20 protein-coding genes are annotated in these 24,695 nt (G+C 43.8%); 12 read left to right on the top strand and 8 right to left on the bottom strand.

Annotated elements, in window-relative coordinates:
* The first annotated feature begins 273 nt into the window (after positions 1-273).
* Positions 274-705, top strand: a complete 432-nt coding sequence (ruvX, locus tag AB5Z01_RS04245; protein ID WP_022286628.1) for a Holliday junction resolvase RuvX — start codon at positions 274-276, stop codon at positions 703-705.
* Complete coding sequence (locus AB5Z01_RS04250; protein WP_287215015.1) at positions 668-1,528, top strand: metallophosphoesterase; 861 nt, start codon at positions 668-670, stop codon at positions 1,526-1,528. The genes ruvX and AB5Z01_RS04250 overlap by 38 nt, the downstream gene beginning before the upstream one ends.
* Here the strand turns inward: AB5Z01_RS04250 and AB5Z01_RS04255 are convergent.
* The 6 genes from AB5Z01_RS04255 to ylxM all read right to left on the bottom strand — a co-directional run bounded on the left by AB5Z01_RS04255 (position 1,487) and on the right by ylxM (position 4,746).
* Complete coding sequence (locus AB5Z01_RS04255; protein WP_287215017.1) at positions 1,487-1,843, bottom strand: sulfite exporter TauE/SafE family protein; 357 nt, start codon at positions 1,841-1,843, stop codon at positions 1,487-1,489. The genes AB5Z01_RS04250 and AB5Z01_RS04255 overlap by 42 nt on opposite strands.
* Positions 1,844-1,876: 33 nt before the next feature.
* On the bottom strand, positions 1,877-2,236 hold the full coding sequence (locus AB5Z01_RS04260; RefSeq protein ID WP_287215019.1) for a sulfite exporter TauE/SafE family protein: 360 nt from the start codon (positions 2,234-2,236) through the stop codon (positions 1,877-1,879).
* A 55-nt stretch (positions 2,237-2,291) separates the two neighbouring features.
* Positions 2,292-2,525 (bottom strand): KH domain-containing protein, encoded by a 234-nt coding sequence (locus AB5Z01_RS04265; RefSeq protein ID WP_022286624.1) that lies wholly within the window; start codon positions 2,523-2,525, stop codon positions 2,292-2,294.
* 113 nt (positions 2,526-2,638) lie between these two features.
* A complete protein-coding gene (rpsP, locus tag AB5Z01_RS04270) occupies positions 2,639-2,881 on the bottom strand; it encodes a 30S ribosomal protein S16 (RefSeq protein ID WP_022286623.1) in 243 nt (80 codons plus the stop codon).
* Positions 2,882-2,948: 67 nt separating this feature from the next.
* On the bottom strand, positions 2,949-4,316 hold the full coding sequence (gene ffh, locus AB5Z01_RS04275; RefSeq protein WP_022286622.1) for a signal recognition particle protein: 1,368 nt from the start codon (positions 4,314-4,316) through the stop codon (positions 2,949-2,951).
* Positions 4,317-4,350: 34 nt separating this feature from the next.
* Positions 4,351-4,746, bottom strand: a complete 396-nt coding sequence (gene ylxM, locus AB5Z01_RS04280; RefSeq protein ID WP_022286621.1) for a YlxM family DNA-binding protein — start codon at positions 4,744-4,746, stop codon at positions 4,351-4,353.
* A gap of 207 nt (positions 4,747-4,953) precedes the next feature.
* On the opposite strand from ylxM, the gene AB5Z01_RS04285 reads away from it, so the two are divergent.
* The 3 genes from AB5Z01_RS04285 to AB5Z01_RS04295 all read left to right on the top strand — a co-directional run bounded on the left by AB5Z01_RS04285 (position 4,954) and on the right by AB5Z01_RS04295 (position 8,425).
* A complete protein-coding gene (locus tag AB5Z01_RS04285; protein ID WP_195246373.1) occupies positions 4,954-5,922 on the top strand; it encodes an aldo/keto reductase in 969 nt (322 codons plus the stop codon).
* A gap of 1,585 nt (positions 5,923-7,507) precedes the next feature.
* Positions 7,508-7,864, top strand: coding sequence for a DUF1292 domain-containing protein (locus AB5Z01_RS04290; RefSeq protein WP_022286619.1), 357 nt, complete (start codon positions 7,508-7,510; stop codon positions 7,862-7,864).
* Positions 7,865-8,293: 429 nt separating this feature from the next.
* Complete coding sequence (locus AB5Z01_RS04295; protein WP_256321068.1) at positions 8,294-8,425, top strand: hypothetical protein; 132 nt, start codon at positions 8,294-8,296, stop codon at positions 8,423-8,425.
* On the opposite strand, the gene AB5Z01_RS04300 is transcribed toward AB5Z01_RS04295, so the two are convergent.
* Positions 8,418-9,245 (bottom strand): sporulation initiation factor Spo0A C-terminal domain-containing protein, encoded by an 828-nt coding sequence (locus AB5Z01_RS04300; RefSeq protein WP_195221367.1) that lies wholly within the window; start codon positions 9,243-9,245, stop codon positions 8,418-8,420. The two genes, AB5Z01_RS04295 and AB5Z01_RS04300, sit on opposite strands and share 8 nt — an antisense overlap.
* 614 nt (positions 9,246-9,859) lie before the next feature.
* Here AB5Z01_RS04300 and AB5Z01_RS04305 point away from each other — a divergent pair.
* The 5 genes from AB5Z01_RS04305 to AB5Z01_RS04325 all read left to right on the top strand — a co-directional run bounded on the left by AB5Z01_RS04305 (position 9,860) and on the right by AB5Z01_RS04325 (position 17,697).
* A complete protein-coding gene (locus AB5Z01_RS04305) occupies positions 9,860-10,276 on the top strand; it encodes a PH domain-containing protein (protein ID WP_278634670.1) in 417 nt (138 codons plus the stop codon).
* A 68-nt stretch (positions 10,277-10,344) separates the two neighbouring features.
* Complete coding sequence (locus AB5Z01_RS04310) at positions 10,345-11,415, top strand: FkbM family methyltransferase (RefSeq protein WP_287215061.1); 1,071 nt, start codon at positions 10,345-10,347, stop codon at positions 11,413-11,415.
* Positions 11,416-11,426: 11 nt separating this feature from the next.
* Complete coding sequence (locus AB5Z01_RS04315) at positions 11,427-13,898, top strand: glycoside hydrolase family 2 protein (RefSeq protein ID WP_368365348.1); 2,472 nt, start codon at positions 11,427-11,429, stop codon at positions 13,896-13,898.
* A gap of 230 nt (positions 13,899-14,128) precedes the next feature.
* Positions 14,129-15,862 carry an ABC transporter ATP-binding protein gene (locus AB5Z01_RS04320; protein ID WP_368365350.1) on the top strand — a complete coding sequence of 578 codons (1,734 nt, stop codon included), beginning with the start codon at positions 14,129-14,131 and terminating at the stop codon, positions 15,860-15,862.
* Complete coding sequence (locus tag AB5Z01_RS04325) at positions 15,862-17,697, top strand: ABC transporter ATP-binding protein (protein ID WP_117863549.1); 1,836 nt, start codon at positions 15,862-15,864, stop codon at positions 17,695-17,697. Before AB5Z01_RS04320 ends, AB5Z01_RS04325 begins: the two co-directional genes overlap by 1 nt.
* 272 nt (positions 17,698-17,969) lie before the next feature.
* On the opposite strand, the gene AB5Z01_RS04330 is transcribed toward AB5Z01_RS04325, so the two are convergent.
* Positions 17,970-19,166: an acetate/propionate family kinase gene (locus AB5Z01_RS04330; RefSeq protein ID WP_117863550.1), complete on the bottom strand. Its 1,197-nt coding sequence runs from the start codon at positions 19,164-19,166 to the stop codon at positions 17,970-17,972.
* 232 nt (positions 19,167-19,398) lie between these two features.
* Between AB5Z01_RS04330 and AB5Z01_RS04335 the strand changes: the two genes are divergently transcribed.
* Together AB5Z01_RS04335 and AB5Z01_RS04340 are read left to right on the top strand one after the other, a co-directional pair.
* Entirely contained in the window at positions 19,399-20,562 is a 1,164-nt protein-coding gene (locus AB5Z01_RS04335) for a nucleotidyltransferase family protein (protein ID WP_287215067.1), read from the top strand.
* 20 nt (positions 20,563-20,582) lie between these two features.
* The gene (locus tag AB5Z01_RS04340; protein ID WP_287215069.1) at positions 20,583-24,683 is read left to right on the top strand and encodes a lectin like domain-containing protein; all 4,101 of its coding nucleotides are present in this window, start codon (positions 20,583-20,585) and stop codon (positions 24,681-24,683) included.
* Positions 24,684-24,695: the final 12 nt, after the last annotated feature.

A 24,695-nucleotide genomic window follows, 5' to 3' on the forward strand; every position in this document is an offset into this window, starting at 1 on the left:
ATAATTTTGCACAAAACTTAACCCTGACATTTGTGCATACCCTCTGATAATAAAGCATTATAACATAATTAAAAGTAAAAATCAATAACCATAATGCACAAATAATCACAGTATTTAAGGAACTATTTTACTTTTTTAAGCAAATGGTATGCAGAGAACTCTTCTACATTGCGCTTTTTGCAGTTTAATTTCCAAAATCCTGCTTTAGGACTTGTTTTACAGACAGTGTTATGATATAATGATAAGAAAAGTCTTGATATAGAGGTGCGCAAAATGAAAATAATGGCAATAGATTATGGTGACGCAAGAACAGGCTTCGCAATAAGCGACCGCTCTGAGTTTCTTGCTTCTCCTATCGGCACTGTTCCTGAGAGAAACGCCGAAAGGCTTGCAGATAAGGCGGCTCAGACAGCTGCTGAATACGGTGCAGGTGAGATAATAGTAGGTCTGCCTATAAACATGAACGGCACAGAGGGACCAAGAGCAGAGAAGTGCAGGGCGTTTGCCGAGCTTTTGAAAGAGCGTACCGACCTGCCGGTGAGAATGTGGGACGAGCGTTCCACAACTGTCACAGCACACAATATCCTTAACGAAACAAACGTCAGGGGAAAGGCAAGAAAGGCTGTTGTAGATACAGTTGCCGCAACGATAATTTTGGAGGGCTATCTTGAATACAGAAGAAAAAAAGCAAAGCAGGCTGACTAAAAAGCAGAAAAGAAATATCATCATAGTGATAATAGTGCTTGTGGTAATGATATTAGCCGATTTCGTGTGGTCTAATACCTATATCGAGGTCAAAAAGCTGTCAGCGCATTTTGATAACTTACCTGAGGGCTTCGAGGGCTGTAAGATAGTTCAGATATCTGACTTCCACAACGAGTGGGGCAAGGGCTATATAGATAGGCTGACGGAAAAGGTCAAAGACTGTGAGCCTGACTATATCTTTGTTACAGGGGACAGTGTTGACCAGATCTTCCCCGATGTTGACCGTTCCCTTGAGTTTATGAAAAAGCTTCCTGAGATATGCCCGGTGTATCTTGTTATGGGCAACCATGAATATAATCTTTCTCAGGAGGAAAGGGAACAGTTTGTTGCAGGCTGTGAAAGCTATGGTGTAAACGTCCTCTATAACGAGCATACCACACTCACACGAAATGGTGATACTATAAGCCTGTTGGGATTTGACAATATGGATAATGACAGCGAGGCTTTTTCTCAGGCAAAAGAGGATTTTGTCATTCTCCTGAACCACTACCCTGAGGACTGCAATTATTTCAGCAAAACGGCTGTTCAGTGTGGTACGCATATAGACATAGACTTCACAGGTCACGCACATGGCGGACTTATAAGACTTCCTCTTGTGAACGGTCTTTATGCACCCGGTCAGGGCTTGTTCCCGAAATATACCGACGGCATTTACAGCGTGAACGATACAACGCTTGTGGTGTCAAGGGGAGTAGGCAACAGTGGCTGGACACAGCGTTTCTCAGACCCTTTTGAACTCGTGCTTTTCACTCTTGAAAAATAACTCTTTCAGTCCCATTAGGATAAGGAAAATACCAAAAGCTTTTGAAAGCAGGCTTTGCTCTATCCTGTTTGCAAGCCATGCTGATATGATAACAGCAGCCGTTCCCCACAAAACTGCGGGAACGGCTTTTTTCCATTCCACAAGCTTGTTTTTAGTGTGAAGCACAAGGCTTATTATTGCGATGGGGATAAAAAACACGAGGTTTATCCCCTGCGCCGCTAGTTGCGAAAAGCCTGCAAAGACCGTCAGATAAACTATAAGCACCATTCCGCCCCCAAGACCCATGGAGGCAAAGATACCTGTGAGAAAAGCCACCGCACATATTGTATACCAAGCCGTAATATCACCCTATTTCATAAATATCCGCACTCCAGCTATTATCATGAGTGCGCCGAAAATACGTTTTAGCAGGCTGTTTGAAAGCTTTTTCATAAGCATTGCACCCATTGCCGCACCAACTATCCCAAGTGGTATGAATTTCACTGCCTGCGAAAAGTCAAGACTTCCGCCCTTGAAATATACAAGTCCGCTTATAATAGACAATGGAAGCGTTATGGCAATTGACGTGGCGTGAGCTTTTTTCGCCTCGCTGCCGCCTTTTTCAAGCATAGGCACTGCTATCATTCCGCCGCCTGAACCGAAAAATCCATTGCATATCCCCACGGCTATACCTGTGAACGCATTGAAGCATTTTTTATTTATACGCAAAAAAAATCACCCCATACTATTATCTGTACAGGGTGATGATTTATTCACTGAACTATCAGTCTATCTCTACCATTATTTTCTGATCCACACGGGAAGCACCGGCACGCATTACGACTCTTATAGCCTTTGCGATCCTGCCCTGCTTGCCGATAACTCTGCCCATATCGTCCGGAGCAACGTGAAGATGATAAACCACGATACCCTCTGCGTTAGGCTCGTCAACAACGACCTCAACAGCGTCTTTGTTTTCAACAAGCTCAGAAACTATAGTTTCGAGTAATTCTTTCATAAAAATATCTCCATTCTCCCACGAAAATGCGGCAGGGAAGCGTTTTCCCCGCCGAAAACGGCAAGCGAAGTGGTGGGATAGGTGGCTCACCGTCTGAATTGTCTTGTCAGCTATTAGATAGTGCCGTTCTTCTTGAGAAGAGCCTTAACTGTATCAGTTGGCTGTGCACCGTTAGCAATCCAAGACTTTGCCTTTTCGTCGTCAACCTTGAGTACAGAAGGTTCCTTAGTTGGGTCATAGTAGCCCAGCTCTTCGATGAAACGTCCGTCTCTTGGATATCTTGAATCAGCAACTACGATTCTGTAGAAAGGAGCCTTCTTAGCACCCATTCTTCTGAGTCTGATCTTTACTGCCATTGTATTTTCACCTCCATAAAAAACTTCATATATCAAATCAATCACTTGATTGCTGATAGCTTATCAACTATTGTGGCATTCCGCCGCCAAGTCCTTTGAGAAGTGCCGCTCTGTTTCTTCTGGATTTCTTTCCGTGAAGATTTCCGCCGATGCCGAACTGCTTCATCATTTTCTGCATCTGTTCAAACTGCTTAAGAAGCTGATTTACGTCAGATACCTGCGTGCCGCTTCCGGCAGCGATACGTCTTTTTCTCTTAGGGTCAATGATCGCAGGCTTTTCTCTTTCAGCCCTTGTCATTGAATTTATCATAGCCTCAGTCTTTTTCAGCTGAACCTCACCCTGCTCCACCTGCTCGTCTGTTACCTTGTTTGCGCCTGGAAGCATTCTGATAATAGACTTCATAGAGCCCATTTTCTGTATCTGCTTCATCTGCTCCAGCAAGTCGTTAAGGTCAAAGCCCTTTTCCTGCATTTTTTCTGCAAGCTTTTTGGCGTCCTTCTCGTCAACTGTCTGAGTAGCTTTCTCGATAAGTGTGAGCATATCGCCCATGCCAAGTATTCTTGAAGCCATCCTTTCAGGGTGGAAAGCCTCAAACTCGTCAAGCTTTTCGCCCATACCAACGAACTTGATAGGCTTACCTGTTACAGCAAGCACTGAAAGCGCCGCTCCGCCTCTTGTGTCAGAGTCGAGCTTTGTAAGGATAACACTGTCGATACCAAGAGCCTCGTCAAAGCTTGAAGCTACCTTTACAGCGTCCTGACCGATCATGGCGTCGACAACGAGCATTATCTCGTTCGGCTCAGCGATCTTCTTGATGTCTTTAAGCTCGTTCATAAGCTCCTCATCAATGTGAAGACGTCCTGCCGTATCTATGATAACAAGGTCATTGCCGTAATCCTTGGCGTGCTTGATACCCTCTTTTACTATCTTTCGTGGGTCTATCTGACCCATTTCAAATACTGCGACTTCGGCTCTCTCGCCCACAACTTTAAGCTGTTCAATAGCCGCAGGTCTGTAAACGTCGGCTGCTATAAGCAGAGGACGCTTGCCCTCTTTCTTGAACATCTTCGCAAGCTTTGCAGCGTGTGTTGTTTTACCTGAACCCTGAAGACCGCACATCATTATGATGCAAGGCGGCTTGTTAGGGAAGTTTATCTTCGAGTTAGCCTCGCCCATGAGCTTTATAAGCTCGTCATTAACTATCTTTATGACCTGCTGACCAGGAGTAAGGCTCTTCAGCACTTCCTCGCCAACGCTTCTCTCTGTTACCTTGGCAATAAAATCTTTTACTACCTTGTAGCTAACGTCAGCCTCAAGCAGAGCCATTTTAACTTCACGCATTGCCTCTTTTACATCGGCTTCGCTAAGTTTACCTCTTGATTTAAGACGCTTGAACACGCCGTTTAGTTTTTCTGAAAGTCCTTCAAACGCCATAAGCTGTCCTCCGTATAATTTTTTTTATCTATATCTATTCTTCTTCGGTATATTCTGCGTTGTCAAATTCATCAAGCTTAGAATCGAGATTTTCAAGAAGCACTATCACCTTTTCGGCGATATCTCTCGCATAATTCTTTTTTTTACACTCGTTAAAAACGTCCATAGCCTGAGCCTTGAACTCTTTAAGCTCTGCCAGATAAGCCTCCTGCTGTTTTAGCAGACCTAGCTTTTCTTCATAATCAGCCATTGCAGTTTCACATTTTTTTATAGCGTCATGAACGCCCTGTCTTGAGATATCTAGCTGTGCGGCGATCTCTCCCAACGACAGATCGTCATTGTAATAAAGATCCATGATCTCGTTTTGTTTATCAGTGAGCAGGCAGCCATACAAGTCGAGCAAAACGCTGTTTTGCAAATTTTTACTCATACCGCTTACCTCCTAATGGATTTCTGTAAAGTCATAAACCTTTACAATTATATATCAAGTTTACCGACTTGTCAAGGGGTTTTTATGAAAAAATAAAATTTAACAAAATTCTGTGGAAAAAGTCCTTTTTATATGGTATAATAATATATTGATAGACATAGTGATGATAAATAGTATAGAAAATTGTATGCCAAGGGGGAAGAGTACATGATAAGCTATGTGTTGAAAAACGACAGATATGAAATGAAAGTCCCTGCCCTGACTTTTGGTGCGGCAGGTTTTGAGAGAAACGATTGTGACGATGTGTATTTTGAGTTTCTCGACAAATATGTAGAGCTTGGCGGCTGGTGTATCGATACCGCAAGAGTTTACTGCGACTGGCTGGAGAATGGTCACAATTCCAGCGAGGGCGTAATAGGCAGATGGCTCAAAGCCAGAAACAATCGTGATAAAATTTGTATTGCCACAAAGGGCGGTCACCCTGAAATGGGTCATATGGACGAAAGCCGTCTTAGCAGGGAAGAGCTTACAAAGGATCTTGAAGCAAGCCTGAGAGTGCTGGGCGTTGACTATGTGGATATTTATTTTCTTCATCGTGACGACCCGAAGATACCTGTGGAAGAGATAATGCCAGTTCTCAATGATTTTTATGAGAGCGGAAAGATACATTTTATAGGCGTTTCAAACTGGACAACTCAGAGGATAGAGGAAGCGAATAAGTTTGCAGAGGAAAACGGCATGGAGCCTATCAGGATCAGTCAGATAAACTACAGCCTTGCACATTCGAGCGTTGAAACTTTCGGTGACAATACTCTTGTTTGTATGGATACAAAGGAGTTCCGCTGGTACAAGAAGCATGATTTTCCTGTTATGGCGTTCTCACCGCAGGCAAAGGGCTTTTTTGCGAAGCTTGCAAAGGGCGACGCTGCAAACAATCTCCCTGAGGGACAATATGCAGGCCCTGCTAATCTTGCAAGACTTGCAAAGGTAAAACAGCTCAGCGAGCAGACGGGGGACACTCCGGCAAAGATAACCCTCGGCTATCTGAACAGCCAGCCGTTTTTTGTATCGTCAGTTTTCGCAGTAACAAAGCTGTGGCAGCTTGACGAGGATATGGAAGCGCAGGATCTTACATACGATCCAAAGACAGTGGCTTTCCTTGAAAATATGATATAAAATAAAAGCACTCTGCATTGACCGCAGGGTGCTTTCTTGTTTTTTTGAATATTGTAGGGGACGGCGTCCTCGACGTCCAACCCCTTACACAAAAAAACTTAACTATGTGATATCTGAATACACCACATAGTTAAGTATGTACGTTCATATTGATTATGCCATTGGTATTACGCCCTTCTGAAAATTCTAGTCGTAAACTCATGCTAAATTGTACTTTGGACTCACGCCTTTCAGTAAAATTCTGTCCGCATAATATAAGCTATTCCATTGGATCTATTTCCTTTCGGTAAAAATAATCTCTAAGTGCAAATTACCTTTCCATTGGATTTATTTCCTTTCAAAATATTAAGTTATGCCTCAGTGGATAAAACTTAACGTGCCATCGGACTTAACACCTTTCGTGAAATTTTATTGTCAATGAAACTTATTACATTTCCATTGGAATTATCGCCTTTCGCATAATTTCAAGATCTTATGCTCATCATATCAGATAAGCCTTGCTGAAGTAACTGGCGGATTCACCTCCAAATATCAGATGTTCAAAAGCCTTGAGTGCATTTTCATAACGCACCACTCCTTCAGTATTTTATATGATCTTTAGAAAAATCTTAGTCAGTAAATCAAATCGGTAAGAGCATTAAGCTCGTAAATTTCTTGGCGGACTCACTCCATTCTATTTCATGTTCAAGTTCCTTTTGTGCATTTTCATATGCACCACTCCTCGAAATTTATTTGATTTTTATAGCTCTGTGAGCTTTTTATGTTCAGAAGCTAAATTTTACATTGGAATCACTCTTTCAGTTTATTTCTTTACCTCTGAAAAGCTGAAATTGTGCATTGGAAACACTCCTGTCTAAATTTTATTTGCAAACCTTCTGTAACCGATCATGTCGATCACTCCTTATATAAAAGTTGCAAAATATTCAATTGTAAATTTGAGAGTATCCTTAAATTGCAGTAACTCTGTGCTGTGATTAATCCATGAGGCTCTGCAATTTCTTCCTGTGTAAATCATATATGTCTGGATTCCTGTCAGCTCATTCGTCTGCGTCTTGATCCTTTTTTACTTTAAGAAATTGCCGAGCCTATGGATACTCTCCTGGATCTCTGATGCGTCCATTGGACTCGCTCCTTTCATATCTTATTAGGTATCCGATGAGCCTGCCCGCCTGCTGAACTGTAGTGTACCTAGTGTCGGGTATATGCTGTGTCCACCGATCTGCCTGTGATATATAAGGAAAACCTCTCGCCTTACTTCGCTTTGCCGTGCCCTCTGAAATCGTTACTGTATCGTCAGACCGTTGACCGTTTCAGCGAACCCTGTTGTCTGCTTTTGTTTGGCTCTTTGTTTTTCCTTGACTATACTATACCACATCTTTTGTTACTTGTCAATAGTTTTTCTCAACTTTTTTGCATATTTTATATTTAATATTACTTTTACAAAATGCGCTTGACTTTGATTTTGCAGTGTAGTATAATTAAAGTGTTGCGGTGGTCAGAAACAGTCTTTCTGTTCTGATTTTTTCGATATATCCCACTCAGAAAGTGCCGATATACCGCACAAGATCATGTTAGGAGGATAATTATGGATAACGAGTTTCTGCCGGACCTCTACGAGCTGGAGGACGAAAATGGTAATAAGCAGACATTTGAGCTGCTGGACGCAATGGAATATGGTGACGAGAAGTATTATGCTCTCACTCCTTATTATGAGAACGGTGACGAAGCCCTTGAAGATTCAGGCGACGTTGTGATACTCAAGGCTGAGTATGACGAGAACAATGACGAGATACTTGCTTCTATCGAAGATGATGACGAGTATGAGAAGATCGGTCAGATGTTCATGGAGCGTATCGATGAAATGTTCGAGTTTGACGATGAGGACGAAGACGATGATTGCGGCTGTGGCTGCGGTTGTCACGATCACGACCACCTGTCATAAGAAAAATATCTCAGCATATAGGCTTGTCAATATGTAAAATGTACAATTTTATGTACTTTGATTTGCTGAAATTACCTATTGATATTATGGATATGTTGTGATATACTAAATAACAGAAAAAGTTTCCTGCCTTGTGCGAACAAGCACAGTTATTATAAATCCAACACTTCTAAAAAGGGATTCAGACTCTGGAAAGGGATTGCAGACCTCCCGAACGAAACCGCATTTGCCGTTTCGGAAACGGACGAAGGGAGCGTGAAGCTTTCAGGCTGTTTTACCCACCCTGCTTTTATAGCGGGTTTATCGGCTGTGCGACGGCAAGGCGGCTTTTACTTAAACACTGAGCGTACCGATTTTTCGGTACGCTTTTTTGTGTCATAAAAACCATGTCGGCATAAAATGAGATAACGGAGCGTCTGCAGTGATCGTATGACAGTGGGTGACGCAGCCGAAGATCTGCGTCCGCAGGGCAGCCCGTTGTCATTTACTGCAGGACGTTTCGTTTATATAGAAAAAAGCCGCTGTGCCTGTGGGCATAACGGCTTTCTTCTTGTCAGATAAATAAATTACTTTCGCTAGTATGTTCAGCGGTGGCTGATAATACCTTTTCCGCTGGATATTTGCTGTTTATGTATTCGGCGGCAACGAAAATAAATTCGCTGTTCGTGGGGTAGTGGTCAGGTCTTATGGCGAAATTACCGAATATCTCGGCTTTGTCTTTGTCATGAGCCTTTTCCCAACCGATCCTTATGGCGGTGCGCATGTTTCTTTCAACGCTTACTGTGGTTACTCCATGTGCCGCCGCTATCTCTGGATAAATGACCTTTGTAACACGTCTGTTGGCTTTGTCTGTCGTAAGAGCCATTTTTATTGCCTCTTTGATGTAGCCATAGCCGTTATAATTCGGAGTTATGCATAACCGCTTCATCACGGTGGATATAGCAGATTGTATGTCGCCATTGGTGTACCCCTCATCAGAGCTTCGTGTTATTGTGATGTTCGGATCTGCAGAATCGTCAGGACACTGAAGCGCTCTGAGTGCGTTTTTGATATCCGCACAGCTTAGAGGACTTTTTATTATCATATCTGCGTATTTTGCAAGTCCATTGTTTCCATTGTTGGTTTTTCTGTCGGAAAGCATGATTATTTTCAGCTTAGGACAAGCCCCTTTGAGATTTTTGCACAGTTCGTAGGGAAACTCAGTTATTTCTGAAACTATCAGAAAATCAGGTTTGCTTTTAAGCACCTCAAGCTGTATCTCCAGTGGATTGTAGTCTGACTGCGCAACATTGTACCCCTGTTTTTTCAGATAGTCTGCCACCTTCATGCCGGCCTGATTGAGGCTTCCGACAAGGATTTTGATCACGTCTTTTTTACACATTTTAAATCTTCCTCCGGTTTTTTTATTTTTTTAACTTTATACTACACTTGCAGTATAACATTTTTACGATATAATTTCAAGTTTTTTACTTAATTTTCTTGCTTTTTGTACTATGTTTTAAGAAACGCGCAACAATCTATACATAGTAAATAAACAAATGTCGGCTATGACCAAATTTCGAATGAGATAATTGTGCAAATATTGTAATTTACACAGAGAAAATAAGCTTTTGTGTCGTTTAAATCAATACATTATATGAATAAATTGACGATTCACTATATTTTACATCAACTTTACATTGTTATGAAAGCTCATTTTATGTAGAAAAAAGTCGAAAACGCCAGCAAAGATTGCTATATAATTAATGAAATATTAAAATAAATGCATGATATTATATTTGTTAATATAAATATAATCAATTAGAAATATGTATATGAATAGTATTTTTACATAGCTTTTACAAAGGATAATTTCTTGACAAAAGCTTTATTGCGTGGTAAAATATACGGGAGGATCGTTGCAAAAACATGGTCAGCAGCTTTTTTGTGCCACCAGTTTGCAATGATGTCTTTGTAAAAAACTATAGATAATGTTGAGGGAGGCGACGTCGTTTTATGAAAAAAGACGTTATCAATTACATTTGGACAGATAAGAAAAGAACGATTTTTGGTCTGCCTATATCATTTACAAGATATTTTCTCACAGAAGATAAGTTTATAACACGCAAGGGTTTTCTCAGCATAGAGGAAGACGAGCTTGACCTTTATAGGGTCATCGACAAAAAGCTTGTCCTGCCGTTCGGACAAAGAATGTTCGGCTGTGGCACAATAGTAATGAATGTCAAAGACGTTGATACGCCTATTAAGGAAGTCAAGTCCATAAAAGCACCAAGAGATGTGCTTGCACAGCTTGATAAGTATATCAATATAAATCGTGATAGATACCGTGTAAGGGGCAGAGATATGGTCGGCGGTGACGGCGGTCATTGCCATGATCATGATGATTTTGATATCGATGACGATATCATATAAAGTTCTATAAGAATAAGGGGCTTTCGCAGATCTTTCTGTGAGAGCCTTTTTTGGAGAGGAAAGTGTGAATGTTTTCAAAAGAATATTTTCAGTCCCTTGAAAGCTCGTGGGACAGGCTCAAGACCTGCGAAAAGCCGATATTCATATACGGCATGGGCGATGGAGCGGAAAAGCTTCTTGATGAATTTGATAGACTTGGCATAAAATGCACAGGTGTTTTTGCAAGCGACGATTTTGTCCGTGGACAAAGCTTCAGAGGGTTTAAGGTGCAGACTTTCTCTCAGGTGCAAGCGCAGTTTGGGAATATCACAGTTGTGCTTGGCTTTGGCACGAGCCTGCCTGAGATAATGGAGCGTATAGACAATATCGAAAAACGCTGCGAGGTCATAGTCCCTGAAATGTGCGTCGCAGGCGATGAAAATTTCAGCAAGGAAAAGCTTCTCTCAATGTATTCTCAGGCTGAAAAAGCTTACCGCCTTTTTGATGACGATATTTCAAAGCTTACCTTTGAAAAGCTGACAGCCTTCAAGATAACAGGCAAGCTTTCTTATCTCCGTGAGATATTTACGGATAAGGACAAGATAACCGAGATACTTCCCCTTGGAGAAAACGAGATATACTGCGACTTGGGAGCATACACAGGCGACACTGCCGCAGAGCTTATCTCACGCACAGGGGGAAAGTATGAGAGAATATATGCCCTCGAACCTGAGAGAAAAAACTTTCAGAAATGCCTGAAAAATCTAAAAGCCAATGACAATATAAGCCTTTACAATGCCGCCGCATGGAGCATTGATACCGAGCTTTATTTCGTAGGCGGCGCAGGCAGACAGGGCAGAGTAGATGCCGCAGGAAAAAAGGTTCGTGCAAGAAGTCTGGACAGCGTTCTTGCAGGCAAAAAATGCACCTATATAAAATATGACGTTGAGGGAGCAGACCTAGAAGCTATCAAAGGCAGTGAATATACCATTTCACGCTATGCGCCAAAAATATGCAGTGCATTGTATCACAGACCATATGATTACATCACCCTGCCTTTGTATATAAACAGCCTTTGCAAAGGATACAAATTCTATATTCGTCAGGAAAGATATTACCCCGCATGGGAAACAAACCTTTTCTGCGTCCATGATAAATAAGGAGAATAATAATGAGTATAACAGTAAGCCTTAACGATAACTGGAAAATGAAAAAAGCAGGCTCGCAGGAGAGCTTTGATTGCAAAGTTCCATGCTCTGTATATAAGACCCTGCTTGACTATAAAAAGATACCCGACCCATATTATCGTGAGAACGAGTATATCTCAACACAGATATGTGATGATGATTACGATTTTGAAACTACATTCACCGCAGACAAGGCCGCAGTGGAGTGCGAGCATACTGTCCTGCACTTTGACGGCATTGATACCATAGCAAACGTCTATCTCAACGGCATTCACCTCGGCAGAGTGAACAATATGCACAGAGTGTGGGAGTTTCCTGTCCATGGTATTATCAAAGAGGGGGACAACACTCTCACAGTGAAAATAACCTCGCCAAACAGATACATAAAAGAAATGGACGAAAAACGTCACCTTTGGGGCGTTGACTCCACCATGACAGGCTATACACATATAAGAAAAGCCCATTGTATGTTCGGCTGGGATTGGGGTCCAATGCTCCCTGACATGGGAATATGGCGCAGTGTATCCCTTATCGTTCCAGTTGCAGGACGTATACTTGACGTTTACTACAGCCAAAAGCACACCGATAACAAAGTGACTTTGAAAGCCCTTTTGCATATAGAAAACCACGGCTGTAAAAAAGCTATGGTGGAAATATCCGACCCGCAGGGCAATATCACCGCAAAAGCCGACATAAGCCTAGAGGAAAGTGCAGAATATTATGAAACAGAGCTTGTGATAAGCGACCCTCAGCTTTGGTGGGTGAACGGCTATGGCGAACAGCCACTCTATATCTGTGCCGTGACTTTGTATGATGAAAATGACGCTTGCACAGATAAAAATACACAGCGCATAGGTCTTAGAACTTTAACTGTCAGCCGTGAAAAAGATCAGTGGGGCGAGGAGTTCTGCTTTATAAACAACGGCGTGAAGATATTTGCCATGGGTGCAAACTATATCCCCGAAGACCAGATAGTCACACGCTGTAACGAGGAGAAAACAAGAAAGCTCCTTGCAGATTGCAAGGCCGCAAACTATAACTTTATAAGAGTGTGGGGAGGCGGTTATTATCCTGACGAGTATTTCTATGACTACTGCGACGAGAATGGTATCATAGTATGGCAGGACTTTATGTTCGCCTGCTCTGCATATCTGCTCACAGAGGAGTTTGAAGAAACTGTCCGTGGGGAAGTTCGTGACAACGTTATCCGCCTGAGAAACCACCCCTCTCTTGGTCTGTGGTGTGGCAACAACGAGATAGAATCCGCATGGGAATATTGGGGCCTTCCTAAGGACGAGGAAGCAAAGCGTGATTATCTTATCATTTTTGAGGATATTATCCCACAGGTGCTTAAAGCCTATGACCCATGCGAAAACACCTTCTATTGGCCGTCATCACCTTCATCAGGGGGAGGCTTCAAGGACGCTTCCTCAAACCATGCAGGGGATATGCACTATTGGGACGTTTGGCACAACTTCAAGCCTATCGAAGCGTTCAGAGAATTTTATTACCGCTTCTGCTCAGAATACGGCTTTGAAAGCCTGCCTGATATAAAGACCTGCCGTGCCTTTGCTGATGAAACAAAGGGCGACTTTGACCTTTGCTCACCAGTTATGGCGGCACATCAGAAGTGTGTTCAGGGCAACGAGAAGATAATGTATTATCTTGCTCAAATGGTGAGATATCCGTACGATTTCAAACAGCTCATCTATTCCTCTCAGCTCGTTCAGGCGGATTGCATACGCTCGAATGTTGAGCATATGAGAAGAGCAAGAGGCAGATGTATGGGTTCTGCCTATTGGCAGGTGAACGATTCAAACCCTGTTATCTCATGGTCAAGTATCGACTATTTCGGCAGGTGGAAAGGTCTGCATTATTATGCAAAGCGTTTTTACGCTCCATGCCTTATCTCCTGCGACGATACCGATAGAAAAAAGCCTGTCCTTAATATATCTAACGAACGCATGACAGCCTTTGAGGGCATAGTAAAATGGACGCTTAGAAACAATAAAGCTGAAATTCTGCAAAGAGGAGAAAAGTCCGTGAGCGTTCCGGCTCTTACCGCACAAAACGTCCTTGACATAGACCTTTCAGACGAGCTTAAAAACCGTACCGACCCTCGTGAAAAATATCTCGAATATTCCATTATGGAGAACGGCAAGGTGTTGAGCTTTGGCACAACCCTCTTTGTGCGCCCGAAAGAATTTACCTTCCTTGAACCAAAGATAACCTATGGCATATCAGAAAACGAGGATAAATTCGTCCTGACATTCTGTGCTGAGAATTACGCCAAAAGCGTTTGCCTCAGCCTGAAAACCGCAGATTGCGTTTTCTCTGACAACTGGTTTGATATCCACGGAAAAGAGCCTGTTACCATAATGATAGACAAAGCCTCCCTCAGCAGAAAAATGACAGCGCAGGAGCTGTCCGGGGAGCTTGAGATAATGCACAATTAGGGCTGTGATTTCAAAGGCTCTGCCTTGTCACCAGCAGTGAAAAGTCGATGCGATCATTAGCAAAACACAAGCAATGCGGGCGAACGCTGTTCGCCACTACATAAAAAAGTTATATCACACATTTTGTAGGGGCTGGCGTCCTTGACAGCCCACTGCTCTGCATTTGCTATCTTCCGTCAATGTTCCCCTGCGTATAAGTAGCCTGAAATAAAATTTTAGGAGGAACTGCTTTGAAAGTAAAACTAAGCAAATACTTGAAGCCATATGCACTGTTTGCGGTGCTGACACCTCTATCCATGGTGGGAGAAGTGCTGGGCGACCTGCTTCAGCCAAAGCTTATGTCAAAAATAGTTGACGATGGCGTTCTGGGTCAGGATATGAACCTTATCATAAGAACGGGACTTCTCATGCTCCTTGTTCTTATAGGCGGCGGAGCTTGCGGAATTGCGGCTTCTGCATTCGGTGGGATAGCTTCCCAAAGCTTTTCAAGAGATCTGCGTGTGGACGTTTTTAAGCGTGTCATGGGTCTTTCATTTGAACAGACCGACAAGTTCACCACAGGCTCATTGGTAACACGTCTTACAGCGGATATAACTGCTATCCAGCAAATGGTGGACTTCATGCTGAGAATGTTGGTGCGTGACAGCCTGCTGTTTTTTGGCGGAATAATCATGATGCTCACCCTGAACGTTCGCTTTGGAATAATAATCCTATGTGCCTTGCCTGTAGAGATAATCATGATGATAATAATTCTCAAAAAGGCAAACCCATACTATTCTATCGTTGCAAAACGTCTTGACAGCGTAAACTCTGTGGTTCAGGAGAACGTCACAGGCGCAAGAGTAGTAAAAGCCTATGTCAGAGAGGATACAGAAGAAAAGCGTTTTGACGATGCAAATATAAGCCTTATGGAATCAAACCTCCGTGTTCAGACCCTTATGGCTATCCTTCAGCCGCTTCTTATGATAATACTCAATCTGTCTGTTATTGCCGTTATAGTTATAGGCGGCTGGCAGGTGCAGGCACAATCTATGAAGGTCGGCGAGGTCATGGCGGCTATCACATATCTTACTCAGGTCTTGCATGGCGTAATGATGATGTCTATGATGTTCCAGACCCTCGCAAAGGCTTCCGCATCTGCAAACAGATTGAGAGAAGTCCTTGAAACTGACCCTGTTATAAAAAGCGGCAGCGTTTCCCTTTCAGATAAAACAGGGGGCACAGTGAGCTTTAAAAACGTTTCATTCTCCTATCCTGAAACCAAGGGCAGACCTGTTATCTCAGACCTTACCCTTGATATAAAGTCAGGCGAGAGCGTCGCCATACTAGGTGCAACTGGTTCGGGAAAATCTTCACTTGTAAATCTTATTCCAAGATTTTACGATTGCACAGCAGGGGAAGTCCTTGTTGACGGCGTGAACGTCAAGGACTGCAAGCTTGACGAGCTTAGAAAGAAAGTTGGCATAGTCCTGCAAAAGAGCGAGCTTTTCTCAGGCACAGTTGAGGACAACATAAAGTGGGGCGACAAAAACGCTACCCATGAGGAGGTCATCTCCGCCGCACAGGCAGCCCAGGCTGACGAGTTCATTCAGAAGATACCTGCAGGCTATGAGGGTATTATAGCCGAAAAGGGTGCTTCACTGTCAGGCGGTCAGAAGCAAAGGCTTTCTATCTCAAGAGCGGTACTTAAAAAACCTGAGATACTCATTCTTGATGATTCCACCTCCGCACTCGACCTTGGCACAGAAGCAAAGCTCCGTGCGGAGATAGACCGCAAAATGAACGGCACTACCCTTATCATAATCGCACAGCGTATCCAGAGCATAAAATCATGCGACAGGATAGCCGTCCTTGACCACGGCAAGCTTTGTGCCTGCGATACTCATGAAAATCTATTAAAGACCTGCGAAGTATATCAGGATATCTACGCTTCACAGGTAAAAACGTCAGGAGGTGAAGTGTAATGCCTCCAATGTCTCCAATGGGACCCGGCGGAAGAAAGCCGGGCGGACCGCACGGTGCAAGGCTCACAATGGAAAAGCCTAAGGACGCAAAGAACACCCTTAAAAAGCTTATCGGCTATATAGGCAGGAACAGATATCTGTTTTTCGCTCTTATCGGTGTAATGCTCATCATAACTCTGCTTAACCTTGCCGCACCGTCTATCCAGCAGATAGCCATAGACTGCATTACTCTCACCAAAAAGAAAACAAGCGTTGACTTCGGTTCACTTGGCAAAACTCTCATAGGTCTTGGGGCAGTTTATCTCCTGTCCTCTGTTTTCACCTATATGCAGGGAATATTCTCCGCAAAGCTTTCACAGTACACAGTAAAGACCATGCGTAAAGACTTGTTCTCAAGCCTTGTAAGACTTCCTATAAAATATCTCGATACCCATAGCCACGGCGATATAATGAGCCGTATGACAAACGACGTCGAGAATATCTCCACAACTATCTCTCAGTCTATAGGCTCGCTCATCTCAGGTGTGCTTACAATTGTGGGAACAGTTGTCATAATGCTTCTGTATTCACCGCTTCTTACCCTTATCTCACTGTCTACAGTGTTCCTTACCATATTCGTTTCAGGCGTACTCACAAAGTATATGAAGAAATACTTCATCAAACAGCAGGTGCTTCTTGGCGAGATAAACGGCGAAGTTGAGGAAATGGTAGTCGGATATAGAACGGTCGTTTCCTATGGCAAAGAGCAGGACGCTGTTGACAAGTTCGAGAAAATGAGCAACAATCTGAAAAAATGCGGCATAAAAGCTCAGATATTCGGTGGTGTAATGGGTCCTTGCATGAACTTAATATCCAATTTCGGCTTTATCCTTATCGCTGCATTTGGCGGCTGGTTCGCAATAAAAGGCTTTATAACAGTGGGAACTATTCAGGCTTTTATACTCTATTCAAAACAGTTCTCACGTCCTATCAATGAGATTGCAAACCAGTTTGCAAATATCCAGACCGCAATAGCAGGCGCAGAGCGTATCTTTGAGGTCATGGACGCCGATAAGGAAACTGACGAGGGCAAGGCTGACTTTGAGGTGGAAAACGTCAAAGGCGATATCGACTTCAAGCATATCGACTTCTCGTACGTTCCTGAAAAGCAGGTGCTGAAAGACCTCGATCTTGAAGTAAAAGCAGGTCAGAAAATAGCCATAGTCGGTGCAACAGGCTCTGGCAAGACCACCATAGTAAATCTTCTCACAAGATTTTATCCCGTTGACAGCGGTGAGATAACCATAGACGGTCAGAGCATTTACGATATCCCGAAAGACAAGCTCAGACGTTCCATAGCCATAGTTTTGCAGGATACAGTGCTTTTTAAGGACACCATAGAGGAGAATATCCGCTACGGCAGAGAAAAAGCCACCCTTGATGAAATAAAGGCGGCGGCAAAGTTTGCGAACGCAGACGAGTTCATAGAAAGACTTCCCGAGGGTTACGACACAGTGCTTGCCGAGGGCGGCTCAAACCTTTCACAAGGTCAGCGTCAGCTTCTCTCCATAGCAAGAGCAGTGCTTGCCGACCCGAAGATACTTATTCTTGACGAAGCCACTTCCTCAGTTGATACCAGAACTGAAATGCACATTCAGTCCGCAATGGTGGCTCTTATGAAAAACAGAACGTCCCTTATCATCGCTCACCGACTTTCCACTATCCGTGACGCCGATAAGATAGTGGTTATCGACGGAGGACGTGTTGCAGAGCAGGGTAGCCATGAGGAGCTTATCGCCGCCAAGGGCTGTTACTACAGGCTTTATCAGACGCAGTTCTCAGGCGTTAAGACCTGATACAATGGTGTTTGGAAAACGTATATAGCCAATATCGTACATTCAAACAAATACGACGTCCCACTTCTCGATATTTCGTCAACCCACAAAACTTCGTGATAATTCAAACTTTTACACTCTCAAAATCGGGCTGTCGAGGGCGCCGGTCCCTACATGAAAATTGGCGGTCTTATCAAACAAATCAAGGCATAGGAAAACCTCTCCTGTGCCTTTTTTATGCGCAAAAAAAGACGGCTCTCATAAGAAAGCCGTCCTTAATGTTATCTGAAATATTACTTAGAAATAAGTGCCAGAGTATCTCTTGCAATGAGAAGTTCCTCATTTGTAGGGATAACGTAAACCTTTGTCTTAGACTCGTCAGTGGAGATCTCCTTGAGTATTCCACGGCAGAGATTCTTCTCAGCGTCAATGTGGATACCGAGGATATCGAGATTTGAGCAAGCAGCCGCTCTTACCTCAGGTGCGTTCTCACCGATACCGCCTGTGAAGATAACAGCGTCAAGACCGTTCATTGCAGCAGCGTATGAGCCTATGAACTTCTTGATCTGATAAGCAAATATCTCGCTTACGATAAGCGCTCTCTCGTTGCCCTCGCTTGCAGCAGCCTGAATATCTCTGTTGTCAGAACCGATGCCTGACAGACCAAGGAAGCCTGACTTCTTGTTCATGTATTCTGTCATCTGGTCAGGTGTGAAGCCCATTTTCTTCTCAACATAGTCAACAGCAGAAGGGTCAACAGAGCCGCAGCGTGTGCCCATTACAAGACCGTCAAGAGGAGTAAAGCCCATTGATGTGTCAACAGACTTGCCGCCGTTGATAGCTGTGATAGATGAGCCGTTGCCAAGGTGGCATGAAACTATCTTAAGCTCCTCGATAGGCTTGCCCATTACTCTTGCAAGCTCGCCTGAAACAAATCTGTGTGATGTTCCGTGGAAGCCGTATTTTCTTACATGAAGATCAGTGTAGCACTCGTATGGCAGACCGTAGAGATAAGCCTTTCTTGGCATTGTTGAGTGGAAAGCAGTGTCGAATACGACTACCTGTGGTGTGCCTGCTGGGATAACTGCCTTGCAAGCTCTCAGTGCAAGAGCGTGTGGGTGGTTATGTACAGGTGCAAGCTCAGCCAGTGAGTCGATCTGGTCGATAACTTCGTCTGTTACAAGGCAGGTCTCCTTGAATATCTCAGCACCCTGAACTATTCTGTGACCAACGGCTGATATCTCAGACATAGAGTCGATGACCTTTGTTTCGCCTGATGTGAGTACCTCAACGAGCTTTTCAAAAGCCTCAGTGTGAGTAGGGAAATTGCAATCCTCCTCGATATGTCTGCCGTCGCCTGTCTTTGCGCTCACATGGCCGTCGATACCGATACGGTCGCAGTTGCCCTTTGCGATAACAGACTCGTCCTTCATATCCAGAAGCTGATATTTAAGTGATGATGAACCTGCGTTTACAACTAAGATTTTCATTGGAAAAAATCTCCTCCCGATTATAATATGTCAGATAACGGGCTTGACTTTAAGCCCATAATATCATATACTTATAGTATATCAATATTAATGATAAATTTCAAGAGCTTTTTTCATAAATATACATATTGCACAATTTTTTTACTAGGGCTTAACATATTAGTATCATAATTCGCAGTAAGCTTTTGAAAGACGGAATAAAATATGCATAGGGTAGAAAGAGGAGTAAAAAATGAAAATTGCGGGAATAGTTGCGGAATATAATCCGTTCCATAACGGACACAAATATCAGATACAAGCCACAAGACAGGCTGGCGCAGAGGGTATCGTCGCAGTAATGAGCGGCGATTGTGTGCAGCGTGGCTCAGCGGCTGTTTTCTCAAAATATGACAGAGCGCAGGCTGCTATAAGAAACGGTGCAGACCTTGTTATAGAACTGCCATGCCCGTTCTCATGCTCAAACAGTGAGGTCTTTGCAAGAAGTGCAGTAAGGCTTCTTGCAGGTCTTGGGGAGGACGTGGTAACGACCTTGTCTTTCGGCTGTGAAAGCGGTGATAGGAACGCCCTTGAACAGGCAGCTGAAATATCCGCAATGCTTGAAAATTCACAGCAGGTAAGAGAACTTTTATCTCAGGGAAAGACCTACCCGCAGGCTATGTATGAAGCCTCCATAGGTCTTTATGGCAGAACCGCCGAAGAGATATTCTCCACACCCAATAACGTTCTTGCAGTGGAGTATATAAAGGCTGCAAAGCGTATAGCCCCGTGGCTAGTGCCTTATGCCGTAAAGCGTGAAGCTGTTGCACATGATTCTCAGGCAGAGTCTGGTGATTTTGCTTCGGCTTCTCATATAAGAGAGCTTATAAAAGAGGGCGGTGAGTGGCAGAAATTTGTTCCATATGATTTTGAGGGCTGTAAGCCGTCCTTTACCCGGCAGGCAGGCAGAGAAATGCTTTTCAAGCTCTGCACAGCTTCAAGAGAAGATTTTCTAGCCCTACCTGACTGCGACGAACACCTTGCCAACAGATTTATGTCTGTCGTAAGCTCCTGCCCTGAAACTATGGATATCTTTGAACAGCGTATAAAGTCAAAGAATATCACCATGGCAAGAGTAAGAAGAATGGTCCTGCACCTTGTTCTCGGCATCAGAAAGGACGATATCAGACGAGTGCCATACGGCAGGATCCTTGCCTTTAACCGCACAGGCACACGCATACTTGCGCAGGCTGAGAACAGAACGCTTGAGTATGATACCTCGCTGAAAAAGCTTGAGGATATCTCCGACTATGCAAAGCGTGTTGCTTTCCTTGAAAAGAACGCAGTAAGACTTAGAGAAACAGCGGCATACGGCAGATGTATTTCAAACGAGTATACAAGAAAGATAACCATAACCTGAGATAAACAGGAGGGCGGAAAATGAGAAGAATGAAAGGTGCGGCAGGGCTTTTGACAGCTTTGCTCATGGCTTTTCAGCTTTCGGCGCAGACTTTTGCACTTGCCAGCGAGGATAACGGCATAAAAGTCGTTCCCGTAAACTTTACCCATAACGGCTATAGCTATGAGATAGAGGGCGTGGCCAAAAGCACAGACGGTGACTATCAGATAAAGTCCCCTGCAAGACTAGCCGCCCGAAAGCTCCCATCCACCTATGACCCAAGAAGCTCAGGAGAGATCACAACAGTAAAAGATCAGGCTTCAACAGGTGCTTGCTGGGCATTCTCAGCCCTTGCCTGTGCAGAACAGGATCTTATAAAAAAGGGGCTTGAAAACCCCTCCGCAGAATTTTCCGTGCCTGCCTTGGTGCTGTCCTCAAATTCAGGCACAGCCACAGGTAAAGATGATTTTTCATCAGGGGGAAACTGGCTCTTTGCGGCCTCCGCCCTTGCAAATGGTCAGGGACTATGCTATGAGGATTACGAGCCGTTTTTAGAATCAGGCACAGAGAATATGATAGTTTCCGAAAACAAGAAAAGCGTCAGCGAATACAGGCTGAATTATGTCATGGAGCTTTCAAGCACCACGCAGGTGAAGCGTAAAATAATGGAGCTTGGAGCAGTTTCCGCAAGCTATTTTGCAGGAAATGGCTATATGAATCATAACAATACTGCCTACTATGATCCCGACGCCTCAAAAAACACTATCATAAATCATTCCGTCACAGTGGTGGGCTGGGACGATAACTACAGTAAGGATAATTTCAGATATAAGCCTACCAATAACGGTGCATGGCTTGTGAAAGGCTCGTGGGGCGCAGATCAGGACAATGACGGCTTCTATTGGGTGTCCTATGACGAAGCAGAGTTCGGACAGTTTTGCTGCTATGACTTTGAAGAAAGCTGTGATAATACATATCACTATAGCAAAATGACAGGTTATGTTGTGAACGCCAGTAATGACGGCTCTGTTTACGGTGCAAATGTTTTCACAGCTAAAGCCGATGAAAAGCTTGATAAAGCAGGCTTTATGTATGTGGGCAAAACGGGCAGTGCGGATTACACCCTAAGCGTCTATACCAACGTTTCCGACAGCGACCCTATAGGCGTCCTTGAAACGCAGATAAGCGGCTCAGTGTCCGCAAACGGCTTTTATACAGTTGACTTTCCCGAGGATATCCTCCTTGAAGAGGGCGAGAAATATTCCATTTCAGTAAAATTCAGCGGCGACAGCGGCAGGGGGTATCTCCTTGCAGAAAGCGACCGAACATCAAAGGCGCAGTCAGGGCAAAGCTATGTTTCTCTTAACGGCAAATATTGGTCTGACGTTGGAGCAGATAAGACCGACTCAATAGGAAGCCTTTTTATCTATGCTTATACTGATGATACTGCAAAGCCCGATAAAAGTTCACTTGAAACCACCCTTGCGAAGTACGGTACCCTTGCAGGCTGTGAAAGGGAAGCAAACAATGCCCGAATGATGCTTGCAGACGAGAACGCTTCTAAAAATGATATCTCAAACGCACAAAAGCTCCTTATCTCCGCCGCAGAAGAACAGGACGAAGCCCTTGTTATAACAACCGAAGCCCAGTGGGAAAGCTTTGCAAAGCGTGTCAGCAGTGGCGAAAGCTTCGAGGGCAAGCTAGTCACCCTTGAAGCTGACCTTGACTTTGACGGAAAAACTATCTCACCTGTAGGCGATTCTGAAAACCCATTCATGGGCTATTTTGACGGCAACGGACACCTTATAAAAAATGCAGTTATCTCCTCGGGGGAGTATTCAGGGCTTTTTGCATACATAAAAAATGGTGCAGAGATAAATAACATTTCCCTGAAAAACTGTATAGTGAAAGGCGATTACGCAGGTGGAATAGTGGGTTTTTATCAAGGAACAGCCATAAAAGCCTGCACCTTTGACGGCACAGTGTCAGGAGAAGTCTATTCAGGTGGCGTCATAGGAAGACAATCCTGCGGTATCATAACAGAGTGTTCTTCAAACCTAAAGGAAAACAGCTCCGCCATTACAAATGCCTTTATAGGAGGCAGGGATATTGCCGTTTCCGTTGTGAACGCATACGGCTGTTACAGCAATGACAGCGACAGCCTGGTTTCAAGCCTTTCTGCAAAAAATGCACTTTCTCAAGGGGCATATGCAATGAACACCTACGGTGAAAAGTTCAAAGACAGCGCAAAGTGGACAATGGACGGCACTCTTGTGCGCCAGACCTCATATAGCGAGCAGGCTTCCCATAAGATAACATTCTCCGCTGTGGCACAGACCATAGAAGTCTGCACCGACTATGCAGGCAAAGCCGTGTTCCCGAATGTGAACGTTCAGCAGGGCTACACCCTCGGCTGGTATCGTAAAGGCGAACCTGTGAACAGCAACACAGTTTTCACAGAAAACACCACAGTTTCCGCAAAAGTCACCCCAAGTGACAAAGCAAAGATAGATTATATTCTTAACGGTGGTGAAAACAGTCCCCTCAACCCTTATGAGCTTGGCGAGGGCGAAACCGCACAGCTTTCCGCCCCTACAAAAGAGGGCGCACAGTTCACAGGCTGGTATGCCGACTCACAGCTTGAGAGCGAGCCTATAACGTCCGTGAGCTTTTCAGACGGCTCAAAGACGCTTTATGCAGGCTGGAAAGCCAATACCTGCAAGGTCGATTTCACCGATATAAACGGCACAGTTTTGTCATCTCAGACCGTAGAATACGGCAAAAGTGCCGATCCGCCCAAAGCACCGACCATAAAAGGCAAACGCTTTACAGGCTGGGATAAAGACTTTTCAAAAGTCACAGCCCATATGACAGTGCAGGCGGTCTATACCGACAGAAAGCTTATAAAAGACTGCGAGATATCAGGCTTTAAAACATATATGACATTCACAGGCTATGAGCTTGCTCAAAGCAGTATAACGCTTTCCTATGGCGATACCACTTTGACAAATAATAAAGACTATACCATTGACTATGCCGATAATATAGCCGCAGGCAAGGGCAAAATGATAATAACAGGCATTGGCGGATACAGCGGCACTATAGCCAAAGCATTCGACATTCTTCCAAAGTCCGCCCAATTGACAAGCGTCTATTATGTTGATACGCTCTCCTACACAGGCAAGCCTATAAGACCTGACGTTATGGTAACAGACGGAGGAAAATTTCTTCTTCCTGAACATGATTATACTGTTTCCTATAGCTCAAATACAAAAATAGGCGTTGGAAAAATAATCATAAGCTTCATGGGCAACTATCAGGGTACGATAACAAAAACTTTTACCATTTATCCTGCAAAACAGGAGATACAATCTCTGCAAACAAGATATAAAGGCTTTTTTATCGACTTTGCTCAGAAAGGCTCAGCCACAGGATATGAACTGCAATACAGTACACGCTCTGACTTCGCAGGTGCAAAAACCTTGATCATATCCTCAAACAAAACGGATAAAAAGACAGTTTCAAACCTGACGGCAGGAAAGAAATATTATGTAAGAGTGCGTTCGTATACAATAGTCAGCGGCAAGCGTTATAACGGTGCATGGTCTGATACAAAGAGCGTGACCACCGCAAAATATGATATTGCCAAAGCTAAGGTCGCAGGCATAAAAAACAAGTCTTTCACAGGCAAGAACATCACCCAAAGCATAACAGTCACTTATTCGGGCAAGACCCTTAAAAACGGCACAGACTATATAGTGAAATATTCCGCCAATAAGAATATAGGCACAGCTAAGGTAACAGTAACAGGAAAAGGCTCGTATGGCGGAGTGATAACGAAGTCTTTTGTCATCACCCCTGCAAAGCAGACCATACAAAAGCTCATGCCAGTGAAAAAAGGCTTTTATATAGACTATGCACAGAAAGGCTCTGCTACAGGCTATGTGATATCCTACGCTGAAAATATATCTTTCAGCGATGCAAAGACAGTTAAGGTGACCTCAAATAAGACCGACAAAAAGACCGTAACAAATCTTAAAAGCCAAAAGACATATTTCGTCCGTGTGAGAAGCTATACAGCCACAGGGAACAAGACCTATTTCGGACAGTGGTCTGATATAGCCAAAGTTTATACCAAATAATTATCCGTGTTA

The sequence above is a fragment of the Ruminococcus sp. RTP21359st1_H3_RTP21359_211015 genome (assembly GCF_040909065.1).
GTDB lineage: Bacteria > Bacillota > Clostridia > Oscillospirales > Ruminococcaceae > Hominimerdicola > Hominimerdicola aceti.